Source organism: Mycolicibacterium monacense (assembly GCF_010731575.1).
In the GTDB taxonomy this organism is placed as follows: Bacteria; Actinomycetota; Actinomycetes; order Mycobacteriales; family Mycobacteriaceae; genus Mycobacterium; species Mycobacterium monacense.
Genome location: NZ_AP022617.1, coordinates 1898024 through 1922848 on the forward strand (window position 1 = coordinate 1898024; position 24825 = coordinate 1922848).

31 protein-coding genes are annotated in these 24825 nt (G+C 68.6%); 13 read left to right on the top strand and 18 right to left on the bottom strand.

Annotation, left to right across the window (positions count from 1 at the left end; genetic code table 11):
• Positions 1-9: 9 nt before the first annotated feature.
• The gene (locus G6N49_RS08960; protein WP_011855777.1) at positions 10-456 is read right to left on the bottom strand and encodes a hypothetical protein; all 447 of its coding nucleotides are present in this window, start codon (positions 454-456) and stop codon (positions 10-12) included.
• 50 nt (positions 457-506) lie between these two features.
• Here G6N49_RS08960 and G6N49_RS08965 point away from each other — a divergent pair, with 50 nt between their 5' ends.
• Positions 507-2432, top strand: coding sequence for a flavin-containing monooxygenase (locus G6N49_RS08965; RefSeq protein ID WP_011855776.1), 1926 nt, complete (start codon positions 507-509; stop codon positions 2430-2432).
• On the opposite strand, the gene G6N49_RS08970 is transcribed toward G6N49_RS08965, so the two are convergent.
• The 4 genes from G6N49_RS08970 to G6N49_RS08985 all read right to left on the bottom strand — a co-directional run bounded on the left by G6N49_RS08970 (position 2429) and on the right by G6N49_RS08985 (position 4712).
• A complete protein-coding gene (locus G6N49_RS08970; protein WP_011855775.1) occupies positions 2429-2890 on the bottom strand; it encodes an SRPBCC family protein in 462 nt (153 codons plus the stop codon). The genes G6N49_RS08965 and G6N49_RS08970 overlap by 4 nt on opposite strands.
• A gap of 161 nt (positions 2891-3051) precedes the next feature.
• The gene (locus tag G6N49_RS08975; RefSeq protein ID WP_083045281.1) at positions 3052-3900 is read right to left on the bottom strand and encodes an SDR family oxidoreductase; all 849 of its coding nucleotides are present in this window, start codon (positions 3898-3900) and stop codon (positions 3052-3054) included.
• Between the two features lie 18 nt (positions 3901-3918).
• Positions 3919-4470, bottom strand: a complete 552-nt coding sequence (locus G6N49_RS08980; RefSeq protein ID WP_165760730.1) for a chorismate mutase — start codon at positions 4468-4470, stop codon at positions 3919-3921.
• Positions 4471-4496: 26 nt separating this feature from the next.
• Positions 4497-4712: an Rv3202a family protein gene (locus G6N49_RS08985; protein ID WP_011560129.1), complete on the bottom strand. Its 216-nt coding sequence runs from the start codon at positions 4710-4712 to the stop codon at positions 4497-4499.
• Positions 4713-4950: 238 nt separating this feature from the next.
• On the opposite strand from G6N49_RS08985, the gene G6N49_RS08990 reads away from it, so the two are divergent.
• Entirely contained in the window at positions 4951-5835 is an 885-nt protein-coding gene (locus G6N49_RS08990; RefSeq protein WP_011855772.1) for a cyclopropane mycolic acid synthase family methyltransferase, read from the top strand.
• 1 nt (position 5836) lies between these two features.
• On the opposite strand, the gene speB is transcribed toward G6N49_RS08990, so the two are convergent.
• The 3 genes from speB to G6N49_RS09005 are packed head-to-tail and all read right to left on the bottom strand — an operon-like array spanning position 5837 to position 7816.
• Positions 5837-6874, bottom strand: coding sequence for an agmatinase (gene speB / locus G6N49_RS08995; protein WP_011855771.1), 1038 nt, complete (start codon positions 6872-6874; stop codon positions 5837-5839).
• Positions 6875-6914: 40 nt separating this feature from the next.
• Positions 6915-7313 (bottom strand): acyl-CoA thioesterase, encoded by a 399-nt coding sequence (locus G6N49_RS09000; protein ID WP_322790263.1) that lies wholly within the window; start codon positions 7311-7313, stop codon positions 6915-6917.
• A gap of 17 nt (positions 7314-7330) precedes the next feature.
• Positions 7331-7816: a DUF5994 family protein gene (locus G6N49_RS09005; RefSeq protein WP_234786907.1), complete on the bottom strand. Its 486-nt coding sequence runs from the start codon at positions 7814-7816 to the stop codon at positions 7331-7333.
• A 135-nt stretch (positions 7817-7951) separates the two neighbouring features.
• Between G6N49_RS09005 and G6N49_RS09010 the strand changes: the two genes are divergently transcribed.
• From G6N49_RS09010 to G6N49_RS09020, 3 genes are all read left to right on the top strand, one after another.
• Entirely contained in the window at positions 7952-8887 is a 936-nt protein-coding gene (locus G6N49_RS09010; protein WP_011855768.1) for a threonine ammonia-lyase, read from the top strand.
• A gap of 8 nt (positions 8888-8895) precedes the next feature.
• The gene (locus tag G6N49_RS09015; protein WP_011855767.1) at positions 8896-9543 is read left to right on the top strand and encodes a Pr6Pr family membrane protein; all 648 of its coding nucleotides are present in this window, start codon (positions 8896-8898) and stop codon (positions 9541-9543) included.
• A gap of 135 nt (positions 9544-9678) precedes the next feature.
• Positions 9679-10419 carry a L,D-transpeptidase gene (locus G6N49_RS09020; protein WP_011855766.1) on the top strand — a complete coding sequence of 247 codons (741 nt, stop codon included), beginning with the start codon at positions 9679-9681 and terminating at the stop codon, positions 10417-10419.
• Here G6N49_RS09020 and G6N49_RS09025 read toward each other — a convergent pair.
• The 4 genes from G6N49_RS09025 to G6N49_RS09040 are packed head-to-tail and all read right to left on the bottom strand — an operon-like array spanning position 10403 to position 13104.
• Positions 10403-11077, bottom strand: coding sequence for a sterol desaturase family protein (locus G6N49_RS09025; RefSeq protein WP_011855765.1), 675 nt, complete (start codon positions 11075-11077; stop codon positions 10403-10405). The two genes, G6N49_RS09020 and G6N49_RS09025, sit on opposite strands and share 17 nt — an antisense overlap.
• Entirely contained in the window at positions 11074-11793 is a 720-nt protein-coding gene (locus G6N49_RS09030) for a FadR/GntR family transcriptional regulator (protein ID WP_011855764.1), read from the bottom strand. The genes G6N49_RS09025 and G6N49_RS09030 overlap by 4 nt, the downstream gene beginning before the upstream one ends.
• Before the next feature lie 50 nt (positions 11794-11843).
• Positions 11844-12263 (bottom strand): lipoprotein LpqH, encoded by a 420-nt coding sequence (locus tag G6N49_RS09035; protein WP_011855763.1) that lies wholly within the window; start codon positions 12261-12263, stop codon positions 11844-11846.
• Between the two features lie 40 nt (positions 12264-12303).
• Positions 12304-13104 carry a helix-turn-helix domain-containing protein gene (locus G6N49_RS09040; protein WP_041925068.1) on the bottom strand — a complete coding sequence of 267 codons (801 nt, stop codon included), beginning with the start codon at positions 13102-13104 and terminating at the stop codon, positions 12304-12306.
• A 109-nt stretch (positions 13105-13213) separates the two neighbouring features.
• Between G6N49_RS09040 and G6N49_RS09045 the strand changes: the two genes are divergently transcribed.
• On the top strand, positions 13214-13561 hold the full coding sequence (locus G6N49_RS09045) for a hypothetical protein (RefSeq protein ID WP_011855761.1): 348 nt from the start codon (positions 13214-13216) through the stop codon (positions 13559-13561).
• Here the strand turns inward: G6N49_RS09045 and G6N49_RS09050 are convergent.
• A complete protein-coding gene (locus G6N49_RS09050) occupies positions 13503-14774 on the bottom strand; it encodes a cytochrome P450 (RefSeq protein WP_011855760.1) in 1272 nt (423 codons plus the stop codon). The genes G6N49_RS09045 and G6N49_RS09050 overlap by 59 nt on opposite strands.
• Before the next feature lie 226 nt (positions 14775-15000).
• Between G6N49_RS09050 and G6N49_RS09055 the strand changes: the two genes are divergently transcribed.
• Positions 15001-15507, top strand: coding sequence for a hypothetical protein (locus tag G6N49_RS09055; protein WP_011855759.1), 507 nt, complete (start codon positions 15001-15003; stop codon positions 15505-15507).
• 6 nt (positions 15508-15513) lie between these two features.
• Here G6N49_RS09055 and G6N49_RS09060 read toward each other — a convergent pair whose 3' ends face one another.
• Both G6N49_RS09060 and G6N49_RS09065 read right to left on the bottom strand, forming a co-directional pair.
• Positions 15514-17772 (bottom strand): molybdopterin-dependent oxidoreductase, encoded by a 2259-nt coding sequence (locus G6N49_RS09060; protein ID WP_011855758.1) that lies wholly within the window; start codon positions 17770-17772, stop codon positions 15514-15516.
• Positions 17769-18353, bottom strand: a complete 585-nt coding sequence (locus tag G6N49_RS09065) for a TetR/AcrR family transcriptional regulator (protein WP_011855757.1) — start codon at positions 18351-18353, stop codon at positions 17769-17771. The genes G6N49_RS09060 and G6N49_RS09065 overlap by 4 nt, the downstream gene beginning before the upstream one ends.
• Positions 18354-18512: 159 nt before the next feature.
• Here G6N49_RS09065 and fdxA point away from each other — a divergent pair, with 159 nt between their 5' ends.
• Entirely contained in the window at positions 18513-18857 is a 345-nt protein-coding gene (gene fdxA, locus G6N49_RS09070; RefSeq protein ID WP_011560112.1) for a ferredoxin, read from the top strand.
• Here fdxA and G6N49_RS09075 read toward each other — a convergent pair.
• Both G6N49_RS09075 and G6N49_RS09080 read right to left on the bottom strand, forming a co-directional pair.
• Positions 18854-19285 (bottom strand): hypothetical protein, encoded by a 432-nt coding sequence (locus tag G6N49_RS09075; RefSeq protein ID WP_011855756.1) that lies wholly within the window; start codon positions 19283-19285, stop codon positions 18854-18856. The two genes, fdxA and G6N49_RS09075, sit on opposite strands and share 4 nt — an antisense overlap.
• A 63-nt stretch (positions 19286-19348) precedes the next feature.
• Positions 19349-20479: a nitronate monooxygenase gene (locus G6N49_RS09080; RefSeq protein ID WP_011560110.1), complete on the bottom strand. Its 1131-nt coding sequence runs from the start codon at positions 20477-20479 to the stop codon at positions 19349-19351.
• Positions 20480-20609: 130 nt separating this feature from the next.
• On the opposite strand from G6N49_RS09080, the gene G6N49_RS09085 reads away from it, so the two are divergent.
• From G6N49_RS09085 to G6N49_RS09100, 4 genes are all read left to right on the top strand, one after another.
• A complete protein-coding gene (locus G6N49_RS09085) occupies positions 20610-21347 on the top strand; it encodes an HAD family hydrolase (protein ID WP_011855755.1) in 738 nt (245 codons plus the stop codon).
• A gap of 105 nt (positions 21348-21452) precedes the next feature.
• Positions 21453-21791, top strand: coding sequence for a hypothetical protein (locus tag G6N49_RS09090; protein WP_011855754.1), 339 nt, complete (start codon positions 21453-21455; stop codon positions 21789-21791).
• 116 nt (positions 21792-21907) lie between these two features.
• Positions 21908-22387 carry an STAS domain-containing protein gene (locus tag G6N49_RS09095; RefSeq protein ID WP_011855753.1) on the top strand — a complete coding sequence of 160 codons (480 nt, stop codon included), beginning with the start codon at positions 21908-21910 and terminating at the stop codon, positions 22385-22387.
• A 32-nt stretch (positions 22388-22419) separates the two neighbouring features.
• Positions 22420-22896 (top strand): ATP-binding protein, encoded by a 477-nt coding sequence (locus G6N49_RS09100; protein ID WP_011855752.1) that lies wholly within the window; start codon positions 22420-22422, stop codon positions 22894-22896.
• Here G6N49_RS09100 and G6N49_RS09105 read toward each other — a convergent pair.
• The gene (locus G6N49_RS09105) at positions 22883-23971 is read right to left on the bottom strand and encodes an NAD(P)H-dependent amine dehydrogenase family protein (RefSeq protein WP_011855751.1); all 1089 of its coding nucleotides are present in this window, start codon (positions 23969-23971) and stop codon (positions 22883-22885) included. The genes G6N49_RS09100 and G6N49_RS09105 overlap by 14 nt on opposite strands.
• Before the next feature lie 74 nt (positions 23972-24045).
• Here G6N49_RS09105 and G6N49_RS09110 point away from each other — a divergent pair, with 74 nt between their 5' ends.
• On the top strand, positions 24046-24783 hold the full coding sequence (locus G6N49_RS09110; RefSeq protein ID WP_011855750.1) for a glucose 1-dehydrogenase: 738 nt from the start codon (positions 24046-24048) through the stop codon (positions 24781-24783).
• Positions 24784-24825: the final 42 nt, after the last annotated feature.

The following is a 24825-nucleotide window of genomic DNA, read 5'->3' on the forward strand; positions in this document are numbered from 1 at the left end:
CCGTCGAGCCTAGCCCTCGGGACGGCCCTCGTGTCCGGGTCGGCCCTTGCTGCGCCGGTCTTCCTTCATCCGCGCCTCGAAGACGTGCCGGTGCCCCTGCTGGAGTTCGTCACGAACCCGGCGCTCGTGATCCCGGAACACCGACCAGTAGTTGTCGTCGAAGTCCTCGACGATCTGAAAGGTCCACCGGCCGTAGAGCACGTTGCGGCCGACCAGCTCGGCGGCCAACCGGTCGGCGACCTCGTCGTGGCCGGCGTCGCGCAGTTTGTCGCACGCCTCGCCGAGCAGCAGGTCGGCCCGGCCCATCAGTTGATGGAAGCTGTACAGGTGACCGCGGGCGCGTTCGACCCACTCGAGCGCCTCCGACACCGAGCCCACCGCTTCCACGGTGTCGTCGGAGATGTCGTCGGGTAACTGACGGTCGTAGTCGGCCGGCTTGTCGGATGGTTCTGTCACCGGACCCAGATACCCGCCCCGGCAGGGTGGAAACGTGATAGCACCGGACCGTGCGCAACCCACATGCCGGACAACCATTCACCGACCCGGACGAACGCATCGCCGATGCGCTGCTCGACGTCAGCATCCCGACACTGATGATGTCGCTGGTCCACATGTCCGGCGACGCGTCCCTGATCCGCGGGGCGCTCCGGCCCGCCGGCCTGTTCCTCAACGAGGTGCAGGGTTACATGTCCGAGGAGGACAAGGCCGCGGTCCGCGCGCTCGCCCTGCCGATCATCGCGGACTACTGGGACCGCGGATGCCCCGAACCCGCACCGATCCGACCGGAACTCCTGCACGAGATGATGCAGTGGCTGGTCTGCGAAGAGGTGCCTGCCGAGTACGTGCCGATGCTGCTCGAGGAGATGGAACTCGACGGTCGCGACGACCGCGCGGTGCCACCGCCGGCCGACCCCGCGCGTGCCGAGTTCCCCGTGCTGGTGATCGGCTGCGGCGAGTCCGGTCTGCTGGCGGGGATCCGTCTCAAGGAGGCCGGCATCCCGTTCACGATCGTCGAACGCAACACCGGGGTGGGTGGCACCTGGTGGCAGAACACCTATCCGGGCGCGCGGGTCGACGTCGGCAACCACTTCTACTGCTACAGCTTCGAACCGTCTGACCGGTGGACCCACTTCTTCGCCGAACAGCCCGAACTGCAGGCCTACTTCCAGGAGGTGTTCGACCGCCACGAAATGTCGCCCCACGTCCGGTTCGGCACCGAGGTCACCGAGCTGGTCTGGGACGAAGACACCGGTACGTGGACCGCGCACATGCGCGACCTCGAGGGCGCGGTGACCAGTGTGCGGGCGCGCGCGGTGATCAGCGCGGTGGGCCAGCTCAACCGCCCGCACACCCCGGCGATCGAGGGACAGCACGACTTCGGCGGACCGGCCTTTCACTCCGCCGAATGGGACCACTCGGTGGACCTGCGCGGCCGCGAGGTCGCGATGATCGGCGCGGGGGCCAGCGGTTTCCAGATCGCACCGGCCATCGCACCGAAAGTCAACCGCCTCACCGTCTTTCAGCGCACCGCCCAGTGGATGTTCCCCAATCCGAACTATCACGCGCCGGTCGGCGACGGGGTGCGCTGGGCGCTGCGGCACCTCCCGTTCTACGGTCGTTGGTACCGCTTCCTGCTGTTCTGGCCGGGCTGCGACAAGGGACTGGCGGCGGCCAGGGTCGATCCGGACTACCCCGACCCGCAGCGCGCGGTCAGCGAGGTCAACGACATCGCACGGATGATGTTCACGGAGTGGATCACCAGCCAGGTGGGCGACGACGCCGATCTGCTGGCCAAGGTGCTGCCGGACTACCCGGCCACCGGCAAACGCACGCTGCAGGACAACGGCAGCTGGTTGCGCACGCTCACCCGCGACAATGTGGAACTGGTCCGCACCGGCATCGCCCGCATCGAGCCCGACGCCGTCGTCACCGAGGACGGGACCCGCTACCCGGCCGATGTCATCGTGTATGCCACCGGGTTTCACGCCAACCGGATGCTGTGGCCGATGCGCGTCGTCGGTCGCGGCGGGGCGGTGCTCGGGGAGGTGTGGGGTGAACGGCCGTCGGCGTACCTCGGCATCACGGTGCCGGAGTTTCCCAACTTCTTCTGCATGTACGGGCCCGGCACCAACCTCGCGCACGGTGGCAGCCTGATCTTCCATTCCGAATGTCAGATGCGTTACATCGCACAGTGTTTGGAGTTGCTGATCGACGGCGGCCACCGCTGGCTGCAGCCTCGGGAGCAGTGCGCTCAGGATTGGTGCAGACGCACCCAGGAAGAACTCGGCAAACTGGTCTGGTCGCAGCCGTCGGTCGAGCACTCCTTCTACAAGAACTCCCACGGTGAGATCTACACGCTCAGCCCGTGGCGCCTCGTCGACTACTGGACGTGGACTCGCCGCCCGGAACCGCGCGACTTCGAGTTCGGCTAACCCTCCGCGCCCTCCACCACGGATCGGATGCGTTCCAGTGTCTTGCGCATGTCCCGCAGGTTGCGACGCCGACGCAACTGGCCGCCGGCCACCGCGAAGACCCGCATCAATGCGGAGTCTTCCAGGTGGAAGGACTCGGTGACCTCGGTACCGCCGTCGACTGGGGTGAAGCGGTATTGCCAGTTGTTGACTGCCCGGTCACCCACCAAAACCTCGAAGCCGAACTCGCGACCCGGTTCGCAGGCGGTGACCCGGCACGTCGTCCAGTAAACCGGTCCGATCTCGTTGCGCCGGACGTGACCGCGGAACCTGGCGCCCAGTGCAGGTCCGGCGGCGCCGTCGAGCCATTCGGCTTCCATCACCTCGGGGGACAACCGACCGGTGTTGCGCACGTCGGCGACCAGATCCCAGATCCGCTCCGCCGGGGCGTTCATCGTCACGCTGACCGAACCCTGCATGCGGGCAGCTTGCCAGACCCGCACCCGGTGCTGCCGGCCGATCGCCGATCGCGTTGACTCGGCAGGTGTGAAGGTCCGACCGACCGCTCGACATCTGGCTCGGCGGGTCGGCGCCTGCCGCGCTGCGCCGCGCCGAACTCCTGCCGCGTGAGAACTGAACCTCAGCGCTCGGTGAGCCGCGGTAGCGCCTTGCGGATCTGACCGCGGACCAATTCCGGGCTGACGGCCTTGAGCCGGTCGAGCCACCGGATGCTGTTCGGCACATACCAGTGCAGCCGGGTCGGATGCCGGTAGGCCGCCCACGCCGCCTCCGCGACACTGGCGGCCGGCATCAACCGGAACGGACCCCGCTTGGGCGCGGATGCGGTCACGTCCGCGGCGGGACCGTCCGACGGCGCACGCCCGGAGTGGTTGGGTGTCTCGCGCAGGATCGCCGTGTCGATCAGACCGGGCAGCACGTCGGCGACGCGCACCCCGTGCCGCTGCCACTCCACGCTGAGCGCCTCGGTGAGGCCTTTGACGCCGTGCTTGGTCGCCGAGTACACCGCGATCTGCGGCATCCCGTAGGTCGCCGACGACGACGACGTCGAGAACATCAGGCTGTCCGGCGCCCGCTTGAGGTAGGGCAACGCCACGTACGCCCCGGTCAGCACCGCCTTGAAGTTGACGTCGACCACTCGCATGGCCGCTTCGTACGGCACGTCCTCGAACCAGCCGGATTCGCCGATCCCGGCGTTGTTCCACATCATGTCCAGGCCGCCGTCACCGCAGAAGTTGGCGAGCGCGGCCTCGAGCTGCGCCTTGTCGGTCACGTCGACCTGTCGGGTCCACAGTCGGTCGCCGCCGCGTTCGGCGGTCAGCTCGGCCAGGCCGGCCTCGTTGCGGTCGACGGCGGCGACCCGCCAGCCGCGGTCGTGGAACAGCTGCGCGCCTGCACGTCCCATACCGCTACCCGCACCCGTGATGAAGATCGACTTCGTCGTCCGGGGCGTCTGCGTCGGCGGTGTCATCGGGTCATCCTGACAGGTTCACCCGCAGTAGGACCGGGTCGCGAACGACAGCGCGTGCCGGTAGAGCTCATCGAGGCCGCGGGACGCCGCGACCGCGTCGGTCGCCTCCCGAACCCGCTGCCCGCAGTCCGGTGACTGCAGCAGCGGCCACTGGGCGACCATCTGATCGACCATCGTCCGGTTCAGGCCGTCGATCACCCCGCGTGAGGAGGCGAGGTCCGGGGCCGTCGCGGGGGCGACCGCTGGATCGAGCTTCCACTGCGCGAACCGGGTGTACTGGATGGACTCCGTCGCGGAGATCTGATCGCGGAACATGCGGCGCACCCGGTCGGGGTCCACACCCTGTGCGGACGCGTCGGTGGCCACGGTGACGAGCACCTGCTCGACGCGAGCCGGATCCTCGATGGGCGCCTTGGTGTTCCACTTGTTGGCGGCCACCGGCTCCGCGGTGCTCAACCGCTCGGCGGCGGCGTCGACCAGCGCCGTCAGCGGACCGCCGGGGTCGGCATGCGCCGGTGCGATGCCGGCGAAGGCGCCCGAGCAGGCGCCGAGGACCGCGAGGCCGGCCAGTAGCCGCCGCCGCGCGGACCGGCCGCTCAGCGGTCCAGGTCCGGGTCGTCGTCGGACAGCGGCACCGCGATCGACTGCTCGATCAGGTCGGCCTCGTCGGCCTCCAGATTGCGCGACAGCGACACCCGGGCCGGGTCCAGACCACCTTCATCCTCATCGTCCACGTCCACGGGAATCAGCTGTTCGACGACGTCGGCTTCCGGGGCGTCGTCACCGAACACCGGTCGATCCGGAGTACTCACGAGCAGTCTCCCTCCCTGGCTTGACATCGACCGAACACCGGCCGTGCCACCACACTAATGATGTCGGCTGCAGAGGGCTGGGCCCGGATCTCGGGACGCGGTCCACCCGGCCCACTGACCTGCCCACCTTGGTCTTCAGGCGTTGCCTGTTCGGGTAGTGTGCGCAGACGACGGGGGCGGCTCTCGAAAACGGAGGAGCGCCGAACCAACCACGAACAACGACGTCAGAGGCTGTACCGTGCCAGAAACAAGCAGTGATGCCCAGGGGTTGACGCCTCACTTCGAGGATGTCCAGGCGCATTACGACCTGTCCGACGAATTCTTCCGGCTGTTCCTCGACCCGACGCAGACCTACAGCTGCGCCTACTTCGAACGCGACGACATGACGCTGGAAGAGGCGCAGCTCGCCAAGATCGACCTGTCACTGGGCAAGCTCGGGCTGCAGCCCGGGATGACCCTGCTCGACGTGGGCTGCGGCTGGGGCGCCACGATCAACCGTGCGCTCGAGAAGTACGACGTCAACGTCGTCGGCCTGACGCTGTCGCGTAACCAGCAGGCGCACGTGCAGCGACTCCTGGACAACCAGGCCAGCCCGCGCAGCAAGCGGGTGCTCCTGCAGGGCTGGGAGCAGTTCGACGAGAAGGTCGACCGCATCGTGTCGATCGGCGCCTTCGAACACTTCGGGCGTGACCGCTACACCGACTTCTTCAAGATGGCCTACGACGCGCTGCCGGACGACGGCGTGATGATGCTCCACACCATCATCAAGCCGAGCGACGAGGAATTCGCCGAGCGCGGACTGCCGCTGACGATGAACAAGCTGCGCTTCTTCAAATTCATCATGGACGAGATCTTCCCCGGCGGTGACCTGCCCCAGGCGCGCGCCGTCACCGACCACGCGACCAAGGCGGGCTTCGAGGTCAAGCTCGTGCAGCCGCTGCGCCTGCACTACGCCAAAACGCTCGACATCTGGGCGGCCGCGCTGGAGTCGCGTAAGGACGAGGCGCTCGCGCTGCAGGGGCAGGAGGTCTACGACCGGTACATGAAGTACCTGACCGGTTGCGCCGACCTGTTCCGCGAGGGCTACACCGACGTCGCGCAGTTCACCCTGACCAAGGGCTGAGTCACCGGGCGGGCGGACCGGGCTGGGCACCCGCGGCGTCGCGCCTGCGGGCCGCCATCCCGGCCAGCGCTTCGAACACCACCCGGTGCGCGGCGTTGACGGTCAGTTCGGCGTGGTCGTAGGCCGGTGCGACCTCGACGACGTCGACACCCGCCACATCGTGCTCGTAACAGAGCCGCCGGACCATCCGGAGTAGGTCCGCGCTGGTGATGCCGCCCGGTTCCGGGGTCCCGGTGCCGGGGGCGTGGGCGGGATCGAGGACGTCGATGTCCACGGAGACGTAGAGCTTGTCGGCCTTGGCGAGCGCCTCGGCCACCGCGTCGCGCATCACCTCCTGGAAGCCGCGCTCCCAGATCTCCTGCATGGTGTGCCAGGTCATGCCCTGTTCGAGCATCCACTCGAAGGTGTCCTGCGGCGGCCAGTAGCCGCGCAGCCCGACCTGTACGAAGTGGGTTCCGGGGACCGCACCCGATTCGATGAGCCGCCGCATCGGCGTGCCGTGACTGGCCAGGTTGCCCTCGATGGTGTCGGCGGTGTCTGCGTGGGCGTCGAAATGCACGATGCCGACGTTGCCGTAGCCGTGCACATCGGCGACCGCGGTGGCTGCCGGCCACGTGATCGAGTGGTCACCACCGAGGACGACCGGCACGATGCCGCGCGACGCGACCGCGGCCACCCGCTCGCGGATGTTGGCGTGCGACACCTCGGTCTGACCGTGCGGACAGTAGGCGTCGCCGAAGTCGACCACCTCCAGCCAGTCGAAGATCTCCAGCCCCAGATCCATGTGGTACGTGCCGGGTTCGTACGCCGTCGCCCGGATGGCGCGCGGCCCGAACCGCGCGCCCGGGCGGTTGGTGGTCCCCACGTCGAACGGCGCACCGACGATCGCGACGTCGGGCCGCCACGAGTCCAGTTGGGCGGTCTCGGTCAGGAACGGCCGATGACCGAAAGTGGCCATCCCCGAATGGGGCAGGTCGAGTTGCTCGGCCATTCCCGGCGGGAGATCCCGTTGCGGCTCGCGGTCGTGCGCATGGCCCATGGGCAGACGCTACCGCCCGCTGCGACGGATCGTGCGGCGATCAGCCGGCGGTCAGCGCGCTCCGCAGCCAGTCCGGGATCGCCCGCTTGGCCCAGTCGGACGTCGACACCACCACGTAGACGTTGCGGCCCGTCACCGCGGTCTGCTTGCCGCCACCCGCGTCCTGGCGCGACACCGCGAAGCCGAGGGTGAAGCTCGTCGAGCCGACGCGCTCACAGTGCACCGCCACCCGCACGTCGTCGCGCCAGCGGACCGATGCGGCGTAGTCGATCTCACTGTGGACGACCTGGAAATCCAGGCCGGTGGCGATCAGATCGGGATACGCGACCCCGATGTGGTCGAAGAACGCCGTGCAGGCCTCGTCGAACCAGGTGAGGTAATGACCGTTGAAAACCACGCCCTGCTGGTCGATCTCGGCGTAGCGCGGCACGACCGGCATCGAGAAAGCCGCTGCACTCACAAGGCGGTGTCGTCCTGACGTTCGCCGGCGGCGGCGGGTTCCCGGTGGGTCAGCCGCCGTAGCAGCGCGACTCCGATCGACTCCCGCCCACCGTCGACGGTGTCGAGGACCGAGCGCGCCGCCGGGGGCGGTACGTGCGCTCCGATCACGTAGAGCAGCGCATCCCTGGAATGCGAGCCGACGAGGTAGATCGTGTCGTTGGCGACGAGCCGGTAGGCGTCGACGGCCACGGCGTGGTTGCGGTGGATGACCCGGCTGGGGGCCGACTTCCACGAGGAGGGGTCGTACACCACGCGACGGATCGGTCCGATGAGCCGGCTGAGCACCGCGACCAGGTCGGGGAGTTCGTCGCCGAGGTCCGCGCTGCGCGGCCACCAGGCGCCGTCCACCGCACCGGGAATCTGCGCCCTGTCACATATGGTCAACCGGCCGGAACCGGGTGAAGCCGGATCGCTGGGCGTCATCGAAGACGCTCCCGTCACTTTTCGCACATCGCAGACGGCAACCGGAGAACGGACACGCGACGAACCTACGACCGGTCGAGCATAACCCTCGGCGGTCGCGCGACCCTCCCACCCCGAGGGCCGCGGCGGGCGTGCGGCGGGCAGACTGACCGCGTGCAACTCGTCTCGATCGACGACATCCGCGCGGCGGCCGCACGTATCCGCGACGACGTCCTGCGGACCCCGCTGATCCCCGCGGCCTGGGCCGGAACGCTGTGGCTCAAACCCGAGAACCTGCAAGCCATCGGGGCGTTCAAGGTTCGTGGCGCGTTCAACGCGATCGCCCGACTGGATCCGGCTGTCCGGGCCCGCGGCGTGGTGGCGTACTCCAGTGGCAACCACGCTCAGGCCGTCGCGTACGCGGCCGCCCGGTACGGCATCTCGGCGCACATCGTGATGCCCGAGGAGACGCCGCGGATCAAGGTCGACGCGACCCGCGCGCACGGCGCCGACGTGGTGCTGTGCGCCGCCGGCCGGCGGGAGGCGGTCGCCGCCGAGGTCGTCGAGCGCACCGGCGCGGTGCTCGTCCCGCCCTTCGACCACCCCGACATCATCGCCGGCCAGGGGACAGCGGGGCTGGAGATCGCCGAGGACCTGCCCGACGTCGAGCACGTCTTCATCCCGGTGAGTGGCGGAGGGCTGGCCTCCGGCATCGGCACGGCGATCAAGGCGCTGTGCCCGGGTGCGAGGGTGTACGGGGTGGAGCCGGAACTGGCGGGCGATACGGCCGAGGGTCTGCGGCATGGGCACCGCGTGGACTGGTCGATCGAAGACCGCAACCGCACCATCGCCGACGGCTTGCGCTCGCAGCCGTCGGACCTGACGTTCGCGCACCTGCAGCGGGTGCTCGACGACACCGTCACCGTCACCGAGGACGAGATCCGTTCGGCCGTGCGTGATCTGGCGCTTCGGGCCCATCTGGTCAGCGAGCCCAGCGGGGCGGTGGCGCTGGCCGGCTACCGCCGGGTGGCACCCACCGGCCGGGCCGTGGCGGTGGTGTCGGGCGGCAACATCGAGAGCGCCCTGCTGCGGGAGATCCTCGCGGGCTGAGCGGGCCGGTGCGCGCGGCTATCCTCGCGGAGGTGACCGCGACCGACGTCTCCCGGGCGGCGCCGCTGCTGCGGACCGCGCTTCGGCTGTCGATCATCGTGGCCGTGGTGGCGGCCGTGGTCCTGGTCGAACTGACCTCGCGGTCGGGGGTGCTGTGGCGTCTGGTCACCTTCACCTATCAGGCCAACCTGCTGGCGGCGGGGTTCTATGCGACGACGCTGCTCTCACCGCGCGCCGACACCCGGTCGGCGCTGCGGGGGGCCGTCGTCCTGTACGTCGTGATCGCGGGCCTGGTGTGGAATCTGTTCCTGACCGACTACAGCATGGGCTACACCCCGGCGAACTTCCTGCTCCATGTCGTCGTGCCGGTGCTGGCGCTGGCCGAGTGGGGGTTGGCCACCGCAGGCCGGTCGGATCTGCGGTGGTGGCATCCGTGGGCGTGGCTGGCGTACCCGGGCTGTTACGTGGTGATCGCGTTGGCCGTCCTGAACCAGGCCGGCCGGCGCGCGCCGTACTACTTCCTCGATCCCGGCAGCGTCGGCACGTTCGCCGTCGGGGTCAACATCGGTCTGCTCGGAGCGATCTTCCTGGCGCTGGGATACGTCCTGATGGCGTTCGGACGCACCCGGCGGCGCGTGGACCCGGCGCGGGGGTGAAACACCCGGGCGTGCGCCGGCGATGTCCATGACGTGGGGACAAGCCGTAACAGGAAAGGCGCCGTCGAGGCGCGAGGGCGCCGTCGATCGGGAGGGCCGATCCGTCGGCCCACCTACACTGGCCACATGCTGCGCATGTTCACGCGATCGGTGCTGGTGATCGCCGGTTCCGTCGCGATCGCGATGACCGGTTCCGTCGCGACGGGTTCCGCGGCGATCAGCACGCCGCCCGCCGTCACGTCGATCGCACCCGGGACGGGCGACGTCGTCGGGGTGGCGATGCCGCTGACCGTGCGGTTCGCCGCGCCGGTCGACAACCGGTTCGCCGCGCAGCGGTCGTTGCGGATCACCTCACCGAACACGCCCGACGGCGAGTTCACCTGGCTCAGCGATTCGGTGATGCAGTGGACGCCGACGGGTTTCTGGCCTGCGCATTCACCGATCTCGGTGGGTGCGGGTGACTTCATGACGGAGTTCCGCACCGGCGCGTCCGTCGTCAGCGTCGCCGATATCGACGCGTACACCTTCACCGTCAGCATCGACGACGAGGTGGTGCGGGAGATGCCGGCGTCCATGGGCAAGGCCAAGTTCCCGACACCGCAGGGTACGTTCCGCGTCCTGGGCAAGGAATCCGTCGTCGTGATGGATTCGCGGACCATCGGCATCCCGCTCGACGACCCCGAGGGCTACAAACTCACCGTGTACGACGCGGTCCGCATCACCTGGGGCGGGGTCTACGTCCACGGGGCTCCGTGGTCCACCGGCTCGCAGGGCTACGCCAACGTCAGCCACGGCTGCATCAACCTCAGCCCGGACAACGCCGACTGGTATTTCAACACGGTCGGCATGGGCGATCCGGTCATCGTCCAGGCGTAGCGTGCAGGTTCTTCGCGGTCGGTGACGTGGCGACCGCGGCGGGATCGGGACAGGTGCCGAGCACCCGGTCGGCGGTGCCGGCGCTGGTCACCGTGAACCAGTAGTGCTCGTTCTTGAAGTGGTGCTGCCGGTGGTTGCGCCAGATCGCGCGGTACGCGGTGGTCTTCGGCCTGTAATCGCTGTGGATCAGATAGTGGCACCATTCGTAGACCAGGCCCAGCACCGTCAGGGACACCAGGAACGTCAGGCCCATGCCGAGGCGCGGGAACGCGAGCAGCGCCACCGCCAGCGCGACCGGGAGCACCCACATCAGCGCCTGCCATGGGATGAAGATCAGCGAGACGACGCGGGGGTCGACGTGGTGTTCGCGGTGTTTGCGCGCGAGCAGCGGGTCCACCCGCAGCCGGCCGATCCGTCGCGGCCGCCAATGCAGGATGCACACGTGCACGACCCATTCCACGAGCGGGAAGACCGCCACCATGGCGACCGGGACGAGGATGTCGGTGGCTTGCCAGTCGCCCACGGCCAGGCGGGCGCAGGTGGCGGCGACGAGGGTGCCCGCGATCAGCCGGGGCGAGGGGTGCCGCCGGAATTCGCGCGCGGCGTCGGCCAGCGTGAACGCCCGGCGGGCGGGCCGGGATGCGTGGTGGGTGGTCATCGGGCCTCCAGTTCGCCGAGTGCGTCGAGCAGTGCGGTGGTGGCGGGTTCGAGCAGACGCCTGGCGGCATCGGCGGCCCCCGCCGGATCACGCGCCACGATGGCGGCCGTGACGGCGCGGTAGGCGTCGGGTCGACCGACCTCTTCGGCCATCATGGCGGCCAGCGCAGGCAGGGCCGGTTCGTAGGTGGCTCGCAGCGTGTTGTACATCAGGCGGAACGCGATCGAGTCGGCCCCGTCCACGACGTGGTCCCAGAAGGTGAGCGCAAGTTGTTGCGCGGCAACGGGATCGGTCTCGGTCAGGAGTGCGTCCACGGTTTCGTCCAGCCGCCCCGCGAGGCTGGGACCGCCGCGTTCGGCAGCCAGTTCGGCGACCTTCGGACCGTTGTGCAACCGGGTCTCGAGAATGCTGCGGACCACGGTCAGATCGAGTTCGCCGCCGCGCATGAGCAGCCGGGGGAGGAGGTCGAGGCCGGCTGTGCGCCGGAAGTCGCGCACGGTGGTCGCATCGCCCTGGCGCACCTCGATCAGGCCGGCGCCGGCAAGGCGTTTGAGCGCTTCGCGGATCGCCGGCCGCGACACCCCGAGCACCTCGGCCAACCGCCGTTCACTCGGCAGCGTCTGCCCGGGCTGCATCTGCCCGCTGAGCACCTCGGTGACGATCTGGTCGAAGACGTCCTCGGGTACCGAGCGGCGGTTGACAGGTTGTAGCGCCATGCCACCGAGGATGGCAGGGTCAGTGGCCAGAGGTCAAGTGGTCTGACCAGTTAGCAGGTCGTGGTGATCTCGTACTTCGCCTCGGCGGCCCCGGTGGGGTTGTCGGCGAAGGACCCCTTGGCCGTGCCGGTGATCGTGATGACGGACTTGTCGATGGTCGCCTTGCCGTCGCCCACCGTGCCCTCCCAGTACGCACCGGTGAACCCCTCGAGGTCCCGGATCTCGACGGAGTGTGCGGCGACGTTCTCGCCGGTGGAGACGGAGGCCGAGAAGCCGGGCGTCTCTTCGCCGAAGTCGGAGATGAGCCACGTCCAGCCGGCCTGGCTGCACTCCACCGGGATCTTGGCCGTCTCCTGACCGTTGACCGACACCTGCGCTGTGCGGGTGCCCACTGCCGGCTCCGGCGGGCTGCATGCGGAGAGCGTGACGACGCTGACCGCACCCAGCACCACGACGATTCGGTTGTTCACGCGCCACCTCTGTTCTGTTGACTCGGTGTCCCGACTCCGCTCACTGCGGACTTCCCTGCGATGCTGACCGGCAAACCAGCGCCGCTGCGGTCGCCTGGTCGGCGGGCAGGAACGCCTCGATGCTCAGTTCGGCCGCGGTGAGGTCGAGCGCGGTGCCGAACGTCGTCACGGTGCTGATGAACGTCAGCAAATCGCCGCTGTCGGTGCACAATTCGAGTGGCACGGCCACCGCCGAGGGGTCGGGCGAATCCGCCGACGGCCCGGGATACGTCTCGAGTTCGGCCAGCAGAGCGGTGAGCTCACCGGATCGACTCGCCGCGACTTCGCGGCGGAGCCGGTCGATGAGATGGTGGCGCCACTGGCCCAGGTTCTTGATCCGCGGCGCCAGCCCCTCGGGGTGCAGCGCCACCCGCAGCGCGTTGGGCCGCGCCAGCAACGACGGCGCCACACCGTCGAGCAGCACCGCGGCTGCAGCGTTGGCGCTCAGGATGTTCCAGTGCCGGTCCACCGCCACACACGGGTAGGGATCGTAGGCCGACAACACCTTCTGCACCCCGTCGCGCACAGCGGCCATCTCCGGGTGATCGAGGCCGCGTTCGGGATAGACCGGCGCCAGGCCGGCCGACATCAGCAGGTGATTGCGTTCGCGCAACGGGACGTCGAGCACCTCGGCCAGCCGCAGCACCATGGCCCGGCTCGGTGTCGAGCGACCCGTCTCCAAGCTCAGGTGACGGGCCGACACGTCTGCCTCGATCGCCAGATCCAGTTGGCTGAGCCGGCGGCGCTGCCGCCAGGTCCGCAACACGTCACCGAATGTCGCGGCGGTGTGGGTGGCGGTCACGGGTCCCAGTGTCGCCCGCACACCGGTCCGCCGCCATTACTTCCGGGGTAATTGCCGCGATTACGCGTCCGCGCGACAGTGGAGTCGTCCACGACACGAGGAGGACGCGATGAAGACGGCAGGGCAGGAGATCCCCCGGTGGTTGCGTTTCGTGCTGGCGTCGGACCGCGCGGGGTCGGCCTGGTACATCGGGGCCGGATTCTTCTTCGCGCCCGCGCTGGCGCTGGTGTCGCCGTGGCCGGCGCTCACCGCGGCACTGTGGGTGCTGATCGGCCTCGCGGGACTGTGGCTCGGCCTGCTCGGCATCGCGATGGCGACCGGCCTGGCGATCGTGTTGCGCTCCAACACCGAGATACCGGAGGACTATTGGCGCTCGATCATCGACTACCCGGCGACACCTACTGTGCGGCAGGAGGTTTCGCGGCAGAGCCGGTGTAGTCGACCTGCCAGTGTTTGATGCCGTTGAGCCAACCCGACCGCAACCGCTCCGGTTTGCCGACCGGGGTGAGGTCGGGCATGTGATCGGCAATGGCGTTGAACATCAGGTCGATCGTCATCCGCGCCAGGTTGGCGCCGATGCAGTAGTGGGCGCCCGTGCCGCCGAAGCCGACGTGCGGGTTGGGGTCGCGCAGGATGCCGAAGGAGTACGGATCGGTGAAGACGTCCTCGTCGAAATTGGCCGAGCGGTAGAACATCACCACGCGCTGACCCTTCTTGATCGTCACACCGGACAGTTCGGTGTCGCACAGCGCGGTGCGCTGGAAGGACGTGACAGGCGTTGCCCAGCGCACGATCTCGTCGGCGGCTGTGGCGGGCCGCTCCCGCTTGAACAACTCCCACTGGTCGGGGAAGTCGGTGAACGCCATCATCCCCTGGGTGATCGAGTTGCGTGTCGTCTCGTTGCCGGCGACCGCGAGCAGGATGACGAAGAACCCGAACTCGTCGTCGGAGAGTTTGTGTCCCTCGACGTCGGCCTGGACCAGTTTGGTGACGAGGTCGTCGCCGGGGTTGGCGACCCGGTCGGCGGCCATCTGCATTCCATACATGATGAGTTCCACCGAGGCGCCGATCGCGTCGTTGCCCGCGAACTCCGGGTCCTGGTCGCCGACCATCTGATTCGACCAGTCGAAGAGCTTCTTGCGATCCTCCTGCGGCACACCCATGAGCCCGGCGATCGCCTGCAACGGCAACTCGCACGACACCTGTTCGACGAAGTCCCCCGAACCCTGCTCCCGTGCCGTGCGCGCGATCTGCTGTGCGCGGGCGTCGAGTTCGGCGCGCAACCGCTCGACCGCCCGCGGGGTGAACGCCCGGGACACGATCTGGCGCAGGTGGGTGTGGTGGGGGGCGTCCTGGTTGAGCAGGACGTATTTACCCCGCTCGATCTGTTCGCCGACCGTGCCGTCCCGGTACCGCGGCAGCGCCGTTTTCTCGAGGCTGGAGAAGACGTCGCTGCGCCGGGACACCTCCTTGACGTCCTTGTGCTTGGTGACGACCCAGAAGCCGCCGTCGTCGAAGCCGCCCGCCCCGATGGGCTGTTCGTTCCACCAGACCGGGGCCACCCTGCGCATCTCGGCCAACTCTTCGACGGGTAGGCGCTCGGCGTAGATGTCCGGATCGGTGAAGTCGAACCCGGGCGGCAGGTTGGGGCGGAGTCGATCGCTGCTCATGACCACGGGCATCTCCTAAGACGATGTCTTCTCGTGCCGTCAAGGCATTGCTACACCACTGATGGGGACCCCCGGGCGAGGTTGGGTGAAGTCCGAAGTAGAACGTGTTACCGCCGCGGGGGCGGGACATCACAGCTAGGGAACGTTGGCCACTTCTGTAACAAATTGGGCGGACAAGGAGAACAATCTGCTGTAACCAGGTCACGCGACGTGGAGGGAGACCGCAGTGGCGATCGAGATTCGGCGCACCGCCGCCTGTGCCGCCCTGGGAATGGGCATCGGTCTGGGAATCTTCGTGGCGGCGCCCACGGCCGGTGCGGAGCCGGTGCCCGCCCCGGCACCCGCACCCGGTCCGGCGCCGGCACCGGCACCCGCTCCGATCGCGGCCGCCTCGGCGGCACCGGGCGATGTCGCCGCGCTCGCCGCACCGGCACCCGCCGATGCGGGTGTCCCGCATCTCTACAGCCCGGACAACCCGCCACCCGGAACGACGACCACCCCGACGGCGCCGACCGGCAGCCGCGGACTGTCGTACCTGCGAGACCTGTGGCATGCCGTGCAGACCCAGGAGGTCAGCGGAAGCGATGCGATCTTCCTGCTGACACAGCGTCCCCTCGATCCGGCCGCGACTCCGCCGCCCGGGGTGCCCGCCGGACCGCAGGCGCCGGTGGCTCCGGCGCCCGAGCCGGTGCCGCCACCCGCACCCGCACCTGCCCCGGCACCCGTGCCGTAGCGGGGATCAGCCGCCGACGGCGGAGCTCACGTTCTCGATGCGCGCCGGTACGTGCTTGTGCCACGGGGTCCCCGCGTAGGCGTCACGCCAGTCACTGGACGTGAGCGAGTTCGGGGCCACACCGGGGACCCGGGTGGTGCCGTCGGCGTCGAGGTAGTCCAGCCCGAAGCCGTTGGGCAGCGAGGCGTGGCCCGGCAGCATCGCCTCGCTGACCTCCACGCCGGCCTCGGCGCTTCCGGCCGCGGTGGTGATCCGCGCCCGGTCACCGGTCCGCAGGTTCAGGGCGGCGGCGTCTTCGACACTGATCCGCAGGGCGCCATCGGTGTCGCGTTTGCGCCATCCCGGATCCCGCAGGATGTCGTTGGCCGTGTACGCCCGGCGCTCACCGGCAGAGAGCACGATCGGGAACTCGGCCGATGTGAGTGCCTCACGCTCGGCGGTGAGGGCCCTGACCTCACCGAGCATGTCCGGCATCTCCAGAGCGATCCGGCGGTCGTCGTGGGTGATCAGGTCGAAATCGTCCGGATACTCGTGGACGGTGAAGGTGACTCCCGAGCGATGGTTCAGGATCGCCTCGAACAGCGCGTTGCCGTCGGCATGGCCGGCCCGTCGCACCGCCTCGGGATAGGCCATCGCGGTCTTCTGCGCCAGCCCCCACAACGCCGCCGCCCCGGCCAGGCCTTCCGGCAGCGCCGGGCCGAGCGTCTCGTACAGCACGTACGGCAGCACGTTGTTCAAACCGGGGTTGGCACCCAGGGCGGTGAGGAACGCCGCGCTGTAGGCGGCCAGCCCGTCGCGTGCGGCCGCGCGCAGCGGTGCGAGTTCGGCGTCGTCGACCACTCCGAGCGCACGGGTCAGCCGGGCCCAGATCTCGGGTTCGGGCAGCGTGCCCTCGAGCGGCTCGAACAGCCGGTGCCGCAGGTGGAACGTGTTGTGCGGGAACTCGAGATTGAAAAAGGTCGCCTCGGCCTTCTCGAACTGCGTCGCGGCGGGCAGCACGTAGTGGGCCAGCCGCGCGGTCTCGGTCATCGCGACGTCGACGACCACCAGGAGCTCGAGCGCCGAGAACGCCTCGCGACACGCGGCCGAATCGGCGAGGGAGTGGGCCGGATTGCTGCTCTCGACGACCATGGCCCGGAACCGGTCCGGGTGGTCGGTCAGGATCTCCTGGGGCACCACGTTGCTCGGCACCAGCCCGCCGATCACCGGGGCGCCCGTCACGGGTGTGCGGCCGACACCACCGGCGCGGAACAGCGGCGCGAACGTCGAATGTAGATGCTGGGCACCGCGTTTGGCGAAGTTGCCGGTGAGGATCCACAGCAACTTGTTCAGATACGAGCACACGGTGCTGTTGGGGGACTGCTGAATTCCGAGGTCCTCGAACACCGAGACGCTCTCGGCGGCCGCGATACGGCGCACCGCGGCCCGCAGCAGGTCTTCGGAGACGCCACAGCGCCGCGCGAATTCGGCCACCGGCACCTCGCGCAACACCTCGCGCACGGCGTCGGCGCCGTTGACATGGGCCGCCAGGAACGTCTCGTCGCACAGGTCCTCCTGCACGAGCACCGCGGCCATCGCCGCCAGACACCACGCATCGGTGCCCGGACGGACCCGCATGTGGAAGTCGGCCATCTTGGCGGTGTCGGTGATGACCGGGTCGATGACGATCATCGACCGGCTCGGGTCCTTGGCGATCTCGTTGAGCACGACGCGGGCTCGCGGGAAACTCTGCGACATCCACGGGTTCTTCCCGACGAACACCGACACCTCGGCGTGTTCGAACTCGCCGCGGGTGTGCCCGCCGTAGAGGTGCGCGTCCACCCAGTGCTCACCGGTCTTCTCCTGTGCCAGCGCGTTGGATCGGTAGTACGAGCCGAGCGCCTTGAGAAACGCGCCGCTGTACGCACCGCCGAGGTGATTGCCCTGCCCACCACCGCCGTAGTAGAAGATCTTGTCCCCGCCGTGGGTGTCGGCGATGCGCCGGAATCCCGCGGCGATCTCGGAGATCGCGGTGTCCCAGTCGATTTCTTCGTAGCTGCCGTCGGGGCGGCGGCGCATCGGTGAGGTCAGCCGGCCGCGGTTGTTCTGGTAGTGGTCGAGGCGCAGCGCCTTGTTGCAGGTGTAGCCCTGCGACGCCGGATGGTCCTTGTCGCCGCGAATGCGGGCCAGTGAGCGGCCTTCGACCTCCACGACGATGCCGCAGTTGCACTCGCACAGGATGCACGCGGTCGGCTGCCAGTTGCCCTTCAGCGGTGTGGTCGTCACGAGCGGTCCTTCCCGAGGGCGTCCTGCAGCAGGGTGCGCAGTTGGCGGTGAATGACGTCGAGGGGGCCGACGTCGCGGGCGGCACGCGCCACGACGATCCCACCTTCGAAGCTGGTCAGTAGCAGCATGGCGAGTTCCGCGGCCCGCTCGGCGTCGATCCCGTCGGCCGTCATACGGTCGGCGATCAGTGCGGTCCAGCGGGTGAAAGCGGTTGCCGCCCGGGCGATGACGGGCTCGGACTGCTCTGGTTTGTCGGGATCGCCCGCTTCGACGGCGACGGCGACGACGGGGCAGCCGGCGCGGTAGTCGGTGCGTGTCAGCAGTTCCCGGTACCCGGCGAACAGACCGTCGAGGAGGGTCAGCGAGTCGGGAGCCTGTTCGATCTGCTCGGCAACCCGGTCACCGGCGTAATCGACGGCCTCGCAGAGCAGTTGGGTGCGACCGCCCGGGAAGTGGTGGTAGGCCGACCCGCGGGGTGCACCGCTGTGGGCCAGTACGTCGGCGATCGCGGTCGGGTGGGCGCCGCGTTCCCGGATGAGCAGTGCCGCGGACCGCACCATCCGTTCGCGAGGGGTGGCCATACCAACCGTCCTTCCGCCGACTATGTATGTCACCTTACATAGAACCGCTGGCAGAGGGAAGATCCAGGGGAGATGTGTGGGTGGAGGGAGGTATGAAGACCTTGAAATGAGGACTTTCGGCCCCAGCGTGAGACCGCCGAGCCTTCCTAGGCTCGCCGTATGACGTATGTGATCGGTAGTGCGTGTGTGGATGTCGTCGACAAGTCGTGTGTGCCGGAGTGCCCCGTCGACTGCATCTACGAAGGGGACCGGGTGATGTACATCAACCCGGACGAATGCGTGGACTGCGGTGCCTGCCGGGTGATCTGCAAGATGGACGCGATTTTCTACGAGACCGATCTGCCCGAGGATCAGCAGCGCCACCTCGCCGACAACGCGGCGTTCTTCACTGAGGTGCTGCCGGGTCGCGACGCACCGTTGGGCGCACCCGGAGGATCCGCCACCGTCGGCCGGATCGGGGTCGACACCCCGCTGATCGCCGGCCTCGCCCGGCGCGACGGCTAGTCGGCGGGTGCGTAGTACTGCACCATCGACTGCCGGTACAGCGTCGTATCACCTTCGGTGACAACGAGTTCGGCTGACGAGACGTCGTAGACCACGCTGCCGTTCTCGGCCGTGAAGCCCCCGGACTCGTCGGCCGCGGCGGTCAGCATCAGCGCCGATTCGTCACTCAACCGCACCCCGCGGTACTGCAACTGACCGTCAGGGCCCTTGCAGATCGCGACGAGCGCGTCGGCGGTGCGGCCGAACGCGACCGCCGCGGCCGAACCCTGGCAGTACGCGGCGGTTCCGACATAGCCGTTGTGGTCGGTGGCGGGCTCGGAAGGCTGCGCGCCTGCCGACGGTGCGATCGCGATGGCGCCTGCCGCGGTGACGAACCCGATGGCCGTGCGGTGGAGGAAGGTCCGACGGGGCCGCGGGGAATCCGACATGGCGGCAGGCTAACCCGCACGGCGGCGCCACCGGGGGAGGCGCGGCCGTGCCGGGACGCCGGATCAGACGCCTGCGGCCTCGTTGAGGGTGTTGAGCGTGGTCGTCGCGTCCAGATACTCCTGCACCCAGCGTTCGATCACCGCGGAGGTCTTCTCGACCTTGTCGAACTGACCGACCACCTGTCCGACGGGGTTGAAGGCCACATCGACGGTCTCGTTGGGGTACTTGTGCGTCGCGGCCACCGCCATCCCGGACACCATGTACTGCAACGGCATCCCCAACGGCTTCGGATTCTCCGGCTGCTCCCACGCCTCGGTCCAGTCGTTGCGCAGCATGCGGGCCGGCTTCCCGGTGAACGAGCGGCTGCGGACGGTGTCACGGCTGCTCGCCTTGGCGTACGCGGCCTGCTGCACCGGGGTGTTCTCGGCTTCCTCGACCATCAGCCACTGCGAACCGGTCCACGCTCCCGCGGCGCCCAGCGCCAGCGCAGCCGCGATCTGCTGGCCGCTGCCGATACCGCCGGCGGCCAGCACCGGCACCGGTGCGACCTCCTTGACCACCTGCGGCCACAGGACGATGGAGCCGACCTCACCGCTGTGGCCACCGGCCTCACCGCCCTGGGCGATGATGATGTCCACGCCGGCGTCGGCGTGCTTGCGCGCCTGCGACGGTGATCCGCACAGTGCCGCGACCTTGCGGCCGGCCTCGTGGATGTTCTTGATCATGTCGGCGGGCGGGGTGCCGAGCGCGTTGGCGATCAGGGTCATCTTCGGATGCCGCAGCGCGATCTCGACCTGAGGCGTCGCGGTCGCCTCGGTCCACCCGAGCAGCTGCAGCGCGTTGTCGTCACTGTCGTCGGTGGGCACCCCGTGGTCCTTGAGGATCTTCTTGGCGAAGTCCAGGTGCTCCTGCGGGACCAGCGACTGGAGCATGCCCTTGAGCTCGTCGGCGGACATGTTGGCGTCCATGCCCTCGTACTTGTTCGGGATGACGATGTCGACGCCGTAGGGGTGGTCGCCGATGTGCTCGTCGATCCAGTTCAGTTCGATCTCGAGCTGCTCCGGGGTGAAGCCGACCGCGCCGAGCACACCGAAGCCGCCGGCCTTGCTGACCGCCACCACGACATCGCGACAGTGGGTGAAGGCGAAGATGGGGAACTCGATGCCGAGCTCGTCACAGATGGCGGTGTGCATGCGCGCTCCTTCAAGGGGCGGTCGGCGAATTGGAACGTGTTCTAGTTTAGTACGGGAACGCCGTGTTCCGACAGTCACCTGGCCAGATCCGCCCCGCTCGCGTCCGGCGCAGGGGGCACGTGATGATGGGGTGGTGCCCCGGTCGCTCACACTCGCCGAGTCGGTCGACGAGATCGCCGGTGGGCCGGGCGGTCCTCGCGTCGGTGTCTTCTTCGACCTCGACGGCACCCTGGTCGACGGGTTCACCGCCACCGCACACGCCGGCGACCGGATCAGGCGCCGTCAGGCGAGCCTCGGCGAGGTTCTCGGCGTCCTCGAGGCCTCGGTGCGCTACCGCCTCGGTCGCATGCAGTTCGAGCGCCTGGTCGGGCGGGCCGCCGGATACCTGCGCGGGGAGTCGCTCGCCGAACTCGACGAACTGGGCCAACGTCTGTTCGTCGAACGCGTGGCCGCCCGCGTATTCCCCCACATGCGGCAGATCGTGGAGTCACACCAGCGCAGGGGGCACACCGTCGTGCTCAGTTCGTCGGCGCTGACCATCCACGCCGAACCCGTCGCCCGCTTCCTCGGCATCGACCACGTCCTGTGTAACCACTTCGCGGTCGACGACGCCGGCCGGTTGACGGGCGACATCGTGCGTCCGGTGATCTGGGGGCCGCAGAAAGCCGTCGCGGTGGAACGGTTCTGCGGTGCCAACGAGATCGCCCTGACCGACAGTTGGTTCTACGCCGACGGCGACGAGGACGTGGCTCTGATGGAACTCGTCGGCTTCCCGCGACCGGTCAACCCGCGCCCCAGGCTGGCGACCACCGCGGCCGCGCACGACTGGCCGGTTTTGCAGCTCACCAGGATGCGGCGCCGCGGGTGACCCATAACACCTTGCCGGACAACGGTTTTCGCAACAGTTTAGATCGGTCGACCGGCGGGTAGACCTCCGCCTGGTTCAGACGGAACCCGGACGAGGGGAGTGTTTGTGACGGCGCGACGGTTGGCAATGGTGGTGGGCGCGATCATCCTCGTGGTGGGGATCGCCGGATTGCTCGTCCCGGTCTCGGTGTCCGGGGACGACGGTAAGAGCGTGGGATGCGGCAACGCCCTGATCTCGGATACGTCCGGTGCGGAAGCGGCCAACAACCAGGGCGTCGCGAACGTCCCGGTGCTGAACCAGATCGTTCCGCACACCGATTACGTCGCTCTGTGTGAATCGGCGGTCGGCAGCAGGCGGGCCTGGGCCATCCCGGTGGCCGTCGTCGGCGCACTGATCGCGGTGGGTGCGGCGGTCGTCGGCGGCCGGCGGACGCGCACCGTCTGAGCAGATCGACGACCGGACCGCTGACCACTGAGCCGCCCAGACCTGGTTTAATCTGATTCCGGTTGCGCTCGCCGATCGCGGGCGCACCCGGTATCGGATCATTCCGGTGTCGCTGGATGGCTCGTCAGGTTCAGTCCCAGCCTGGGGAGCACGAATTGCGTGCGCGCTCTGCTCGAAGAGCGACCCACGCGGGAGGTGGACCATTGGAGGAACAGCGCGAAGCCGCAGCAGGGGCGACCTCCGCCGCGGACTCGACGAACTGCGAGATCAACGAACGCTGGGTTGATCGCAACGTCGTGGTCTCGGTGGCCGGTGTCGTCGACATGCTCACGGCACCGCAGCTGGAGCAGGCCATCCGAGCGGGTCTGGCGAAGGAGCCGGCCGGACTGGTCGTGGACTTCTCCGCCGTGGAATTCCTCGCATCGGCGGGCATGGGCATTCTGGTCGCCATCCACGACGAGATCTCGTCCGGCGTCACGTTCTGCGTCGTCGCGGAAGGTCCCGCCACCAGCCGTCCGTTGAAGCTCCTGGGAATCGCGGACATCATTCCGCTCTACGCGTCGGTTGACGAGGCGCTCGCCGCACTGAGTGCTTAGTTGAGGGGTCAACGGGTAACCACAGTCCAGCCATGATTGATTCCGTCTCTGCGGCAAACGTCTCCAACGCCGAGCGTTTCACGCGCATCGGTATCGCCGCCGACGGAGAGACCGCCTCGCAGGTACGTGAAGAGTTCGGTCACTGGCTGGATGCCCACTTCGCTCTGGACCCGGTCCGGTCGAGCGATCTCATCCTGGCGACCAACGAGGCCCTGGCCAACGCGGCGGAGTTCGCCTACGCGAGCGCCGACCGTCCCGGCACCATGGACGTGGAAGCGAACTTCGACGCGCAGGCCGGTGTCCTGACCGTCACCATCGCCGATCAGGGCACCTGGCGCGACCGCGCGACCGTCCCGCCGAGTAAAGCCCGCGGTCGCGGGATACCACTGATGGAAGCGCTCACCGATTCGACCTCGATCGACCGCTCCCAGGGCGGCACCCGCGTCCTACTGCAGTGGACCGGCGTCGCCGCCCGCCCAGCGCCGTCGCACGATCTCAGCCGCGGGTAGCGAACAGGCCACTGCCGGTGATCAACGGCAGGTCAAGCGGCGTCCGGATACCCGGTTCGGCGTTCACCACAGCCGGGATCGCGTTCACGATCCGTCCGGCCGCGGCCACGATGGCCGCGTGGTTGTGGTCGCCCTTACGGCTCGTCGGGCAGATGTCGACGGTGTAGGACGGCTCTCCCACGATCTCCACCCGGTACGACCCACCCGGCTGCGCCGGGCGTGCCCAATCGGGGCGCAGATCGTCGCGTAACCGGGTGATGTGTTCGATCACGATCGCGGGCCTGCCCTCGCCGCCCTCGATCCAGCCCTCGATCAGGAACCGGACCGCCGCGACGGTGCCCTTGGCGATCCGCCCGACCGCCACGTCGAAGTCCTCCGGGGCCGGCTCCTGTTCCACCGAATCCCGGATCTCGGTCACCTCGACACCGAGGCCCGCCGCCAGCTGACGGATCGCCGTTCCCCATGCGATGCTCAGGACGCCGGGCTGGAACAGGATTGGCAGGTCACCGATCTCCTTGCCGAACCCCATCACGTCGAACATGACCTCGGCGCCGTCGTACGTGGCGTAGTCGGCGATCTCCATACACCGGATCTGCTCGATGCTGCTGCATGTGCTGGCGAAGGCGAACGGGATCAGATCGTTGGCGAAACCGGGGTCGACGCCGTTGATGAAGATGCTCGCGCCGCCCTGCCGCGCCGAATCCTGGACCCGGTCGATGTACTTGTCGGGGATCACCCCCCACGGGTATTGCAGCACCCCGGGCGCCGAACCGACCACGTTGATGCCGGCCTCGAGGATGCGGCGGCAGTCGGCCATCGCCTCGGGCAGCCGGGTGTCACCCATCGCGCAGTACACGACGCAGTCCGGCGCGGTTGCCAGCACCTCGTCGAGCCCCTTAGTGGCGGTGATCCCCGTGACCACGTCCAGCCCGGCCAGCTCACCGGCGTCCCTGCCGACCTTCGCATCCGTCGAGACACCGACGGCGGTGAGTTCGTACGCCGGGTTGCCCAGCAGCGCCGCCAGCGCCAGCCGTCCGACGTTCCCGGTCCCGACGTGAGCCACACGAATCGCCATCGACAAGTCCTCCGCACCGAGGTGAAACTGAAACAGGTTCTAGTTCGGGACAGCCTAGGGTAGCCTGGCCCGTCATGGGACGGGTAGACGGAAAAGTTGCACTGATCAGCGGTGGAGCCCGGGGTATGGGCGCCGAACACGCACGTGCCCTGGTGGCCGAGGGCGCCAAGGTGGTGATCGGCGACATCCTCGACGACGAGGGCAAGGCACTGGCGGACGAACTCGGTGACGCGGCGCGGTACGTCACCCTCGACGTCACGCAGGCCGATCAGTGGGAGGCCGCCGTGGCGACCGCGGTCAACGACTTCGGCCTGCTCAACGTCCTGGTGAACAACGCGGGCATCGTCGCGCTCGGTCAGATCGGCAAATTCGACATGACCAAGTTCCAGAAGGTCATCGACGTCAACCTCACCGGCACGTTCCTGGGCATGCAGGCCAGCGTCGAGGCGATGAAGGCCGCCGGCGGCGGATCGATCATCAACGTCTCCTCGATCGAGGGGATGCGCGGGGCCGTGATGGTGCACCCGTACGTGGCCTCGAAGTGGGCGGTGCGGGGCCTGACCAAATCGGCGGCGCTGGAACTGGGCCCGCATCAGATCCGGGTGAACTCGATCCATCCCGGCTTCATCCGCACCCCGATGACCAAACACTTCCCCGACAACATGCTGACCATTCCGCTCGGCCGGCCGGGGCAGTCCGACGAGGTCGCCACCTTCGTGGTGTTCCTGGCCAGCGACGAATCCCGTTACGCGACCGGGGCCGAGTTCGTCATGGACGGCGGCCTGGTCAACGACGTTCCGCACAAGATCTGAGGCCCGCCGCGATTGTGGCGCTCATGAGGCGGCAATCACGAC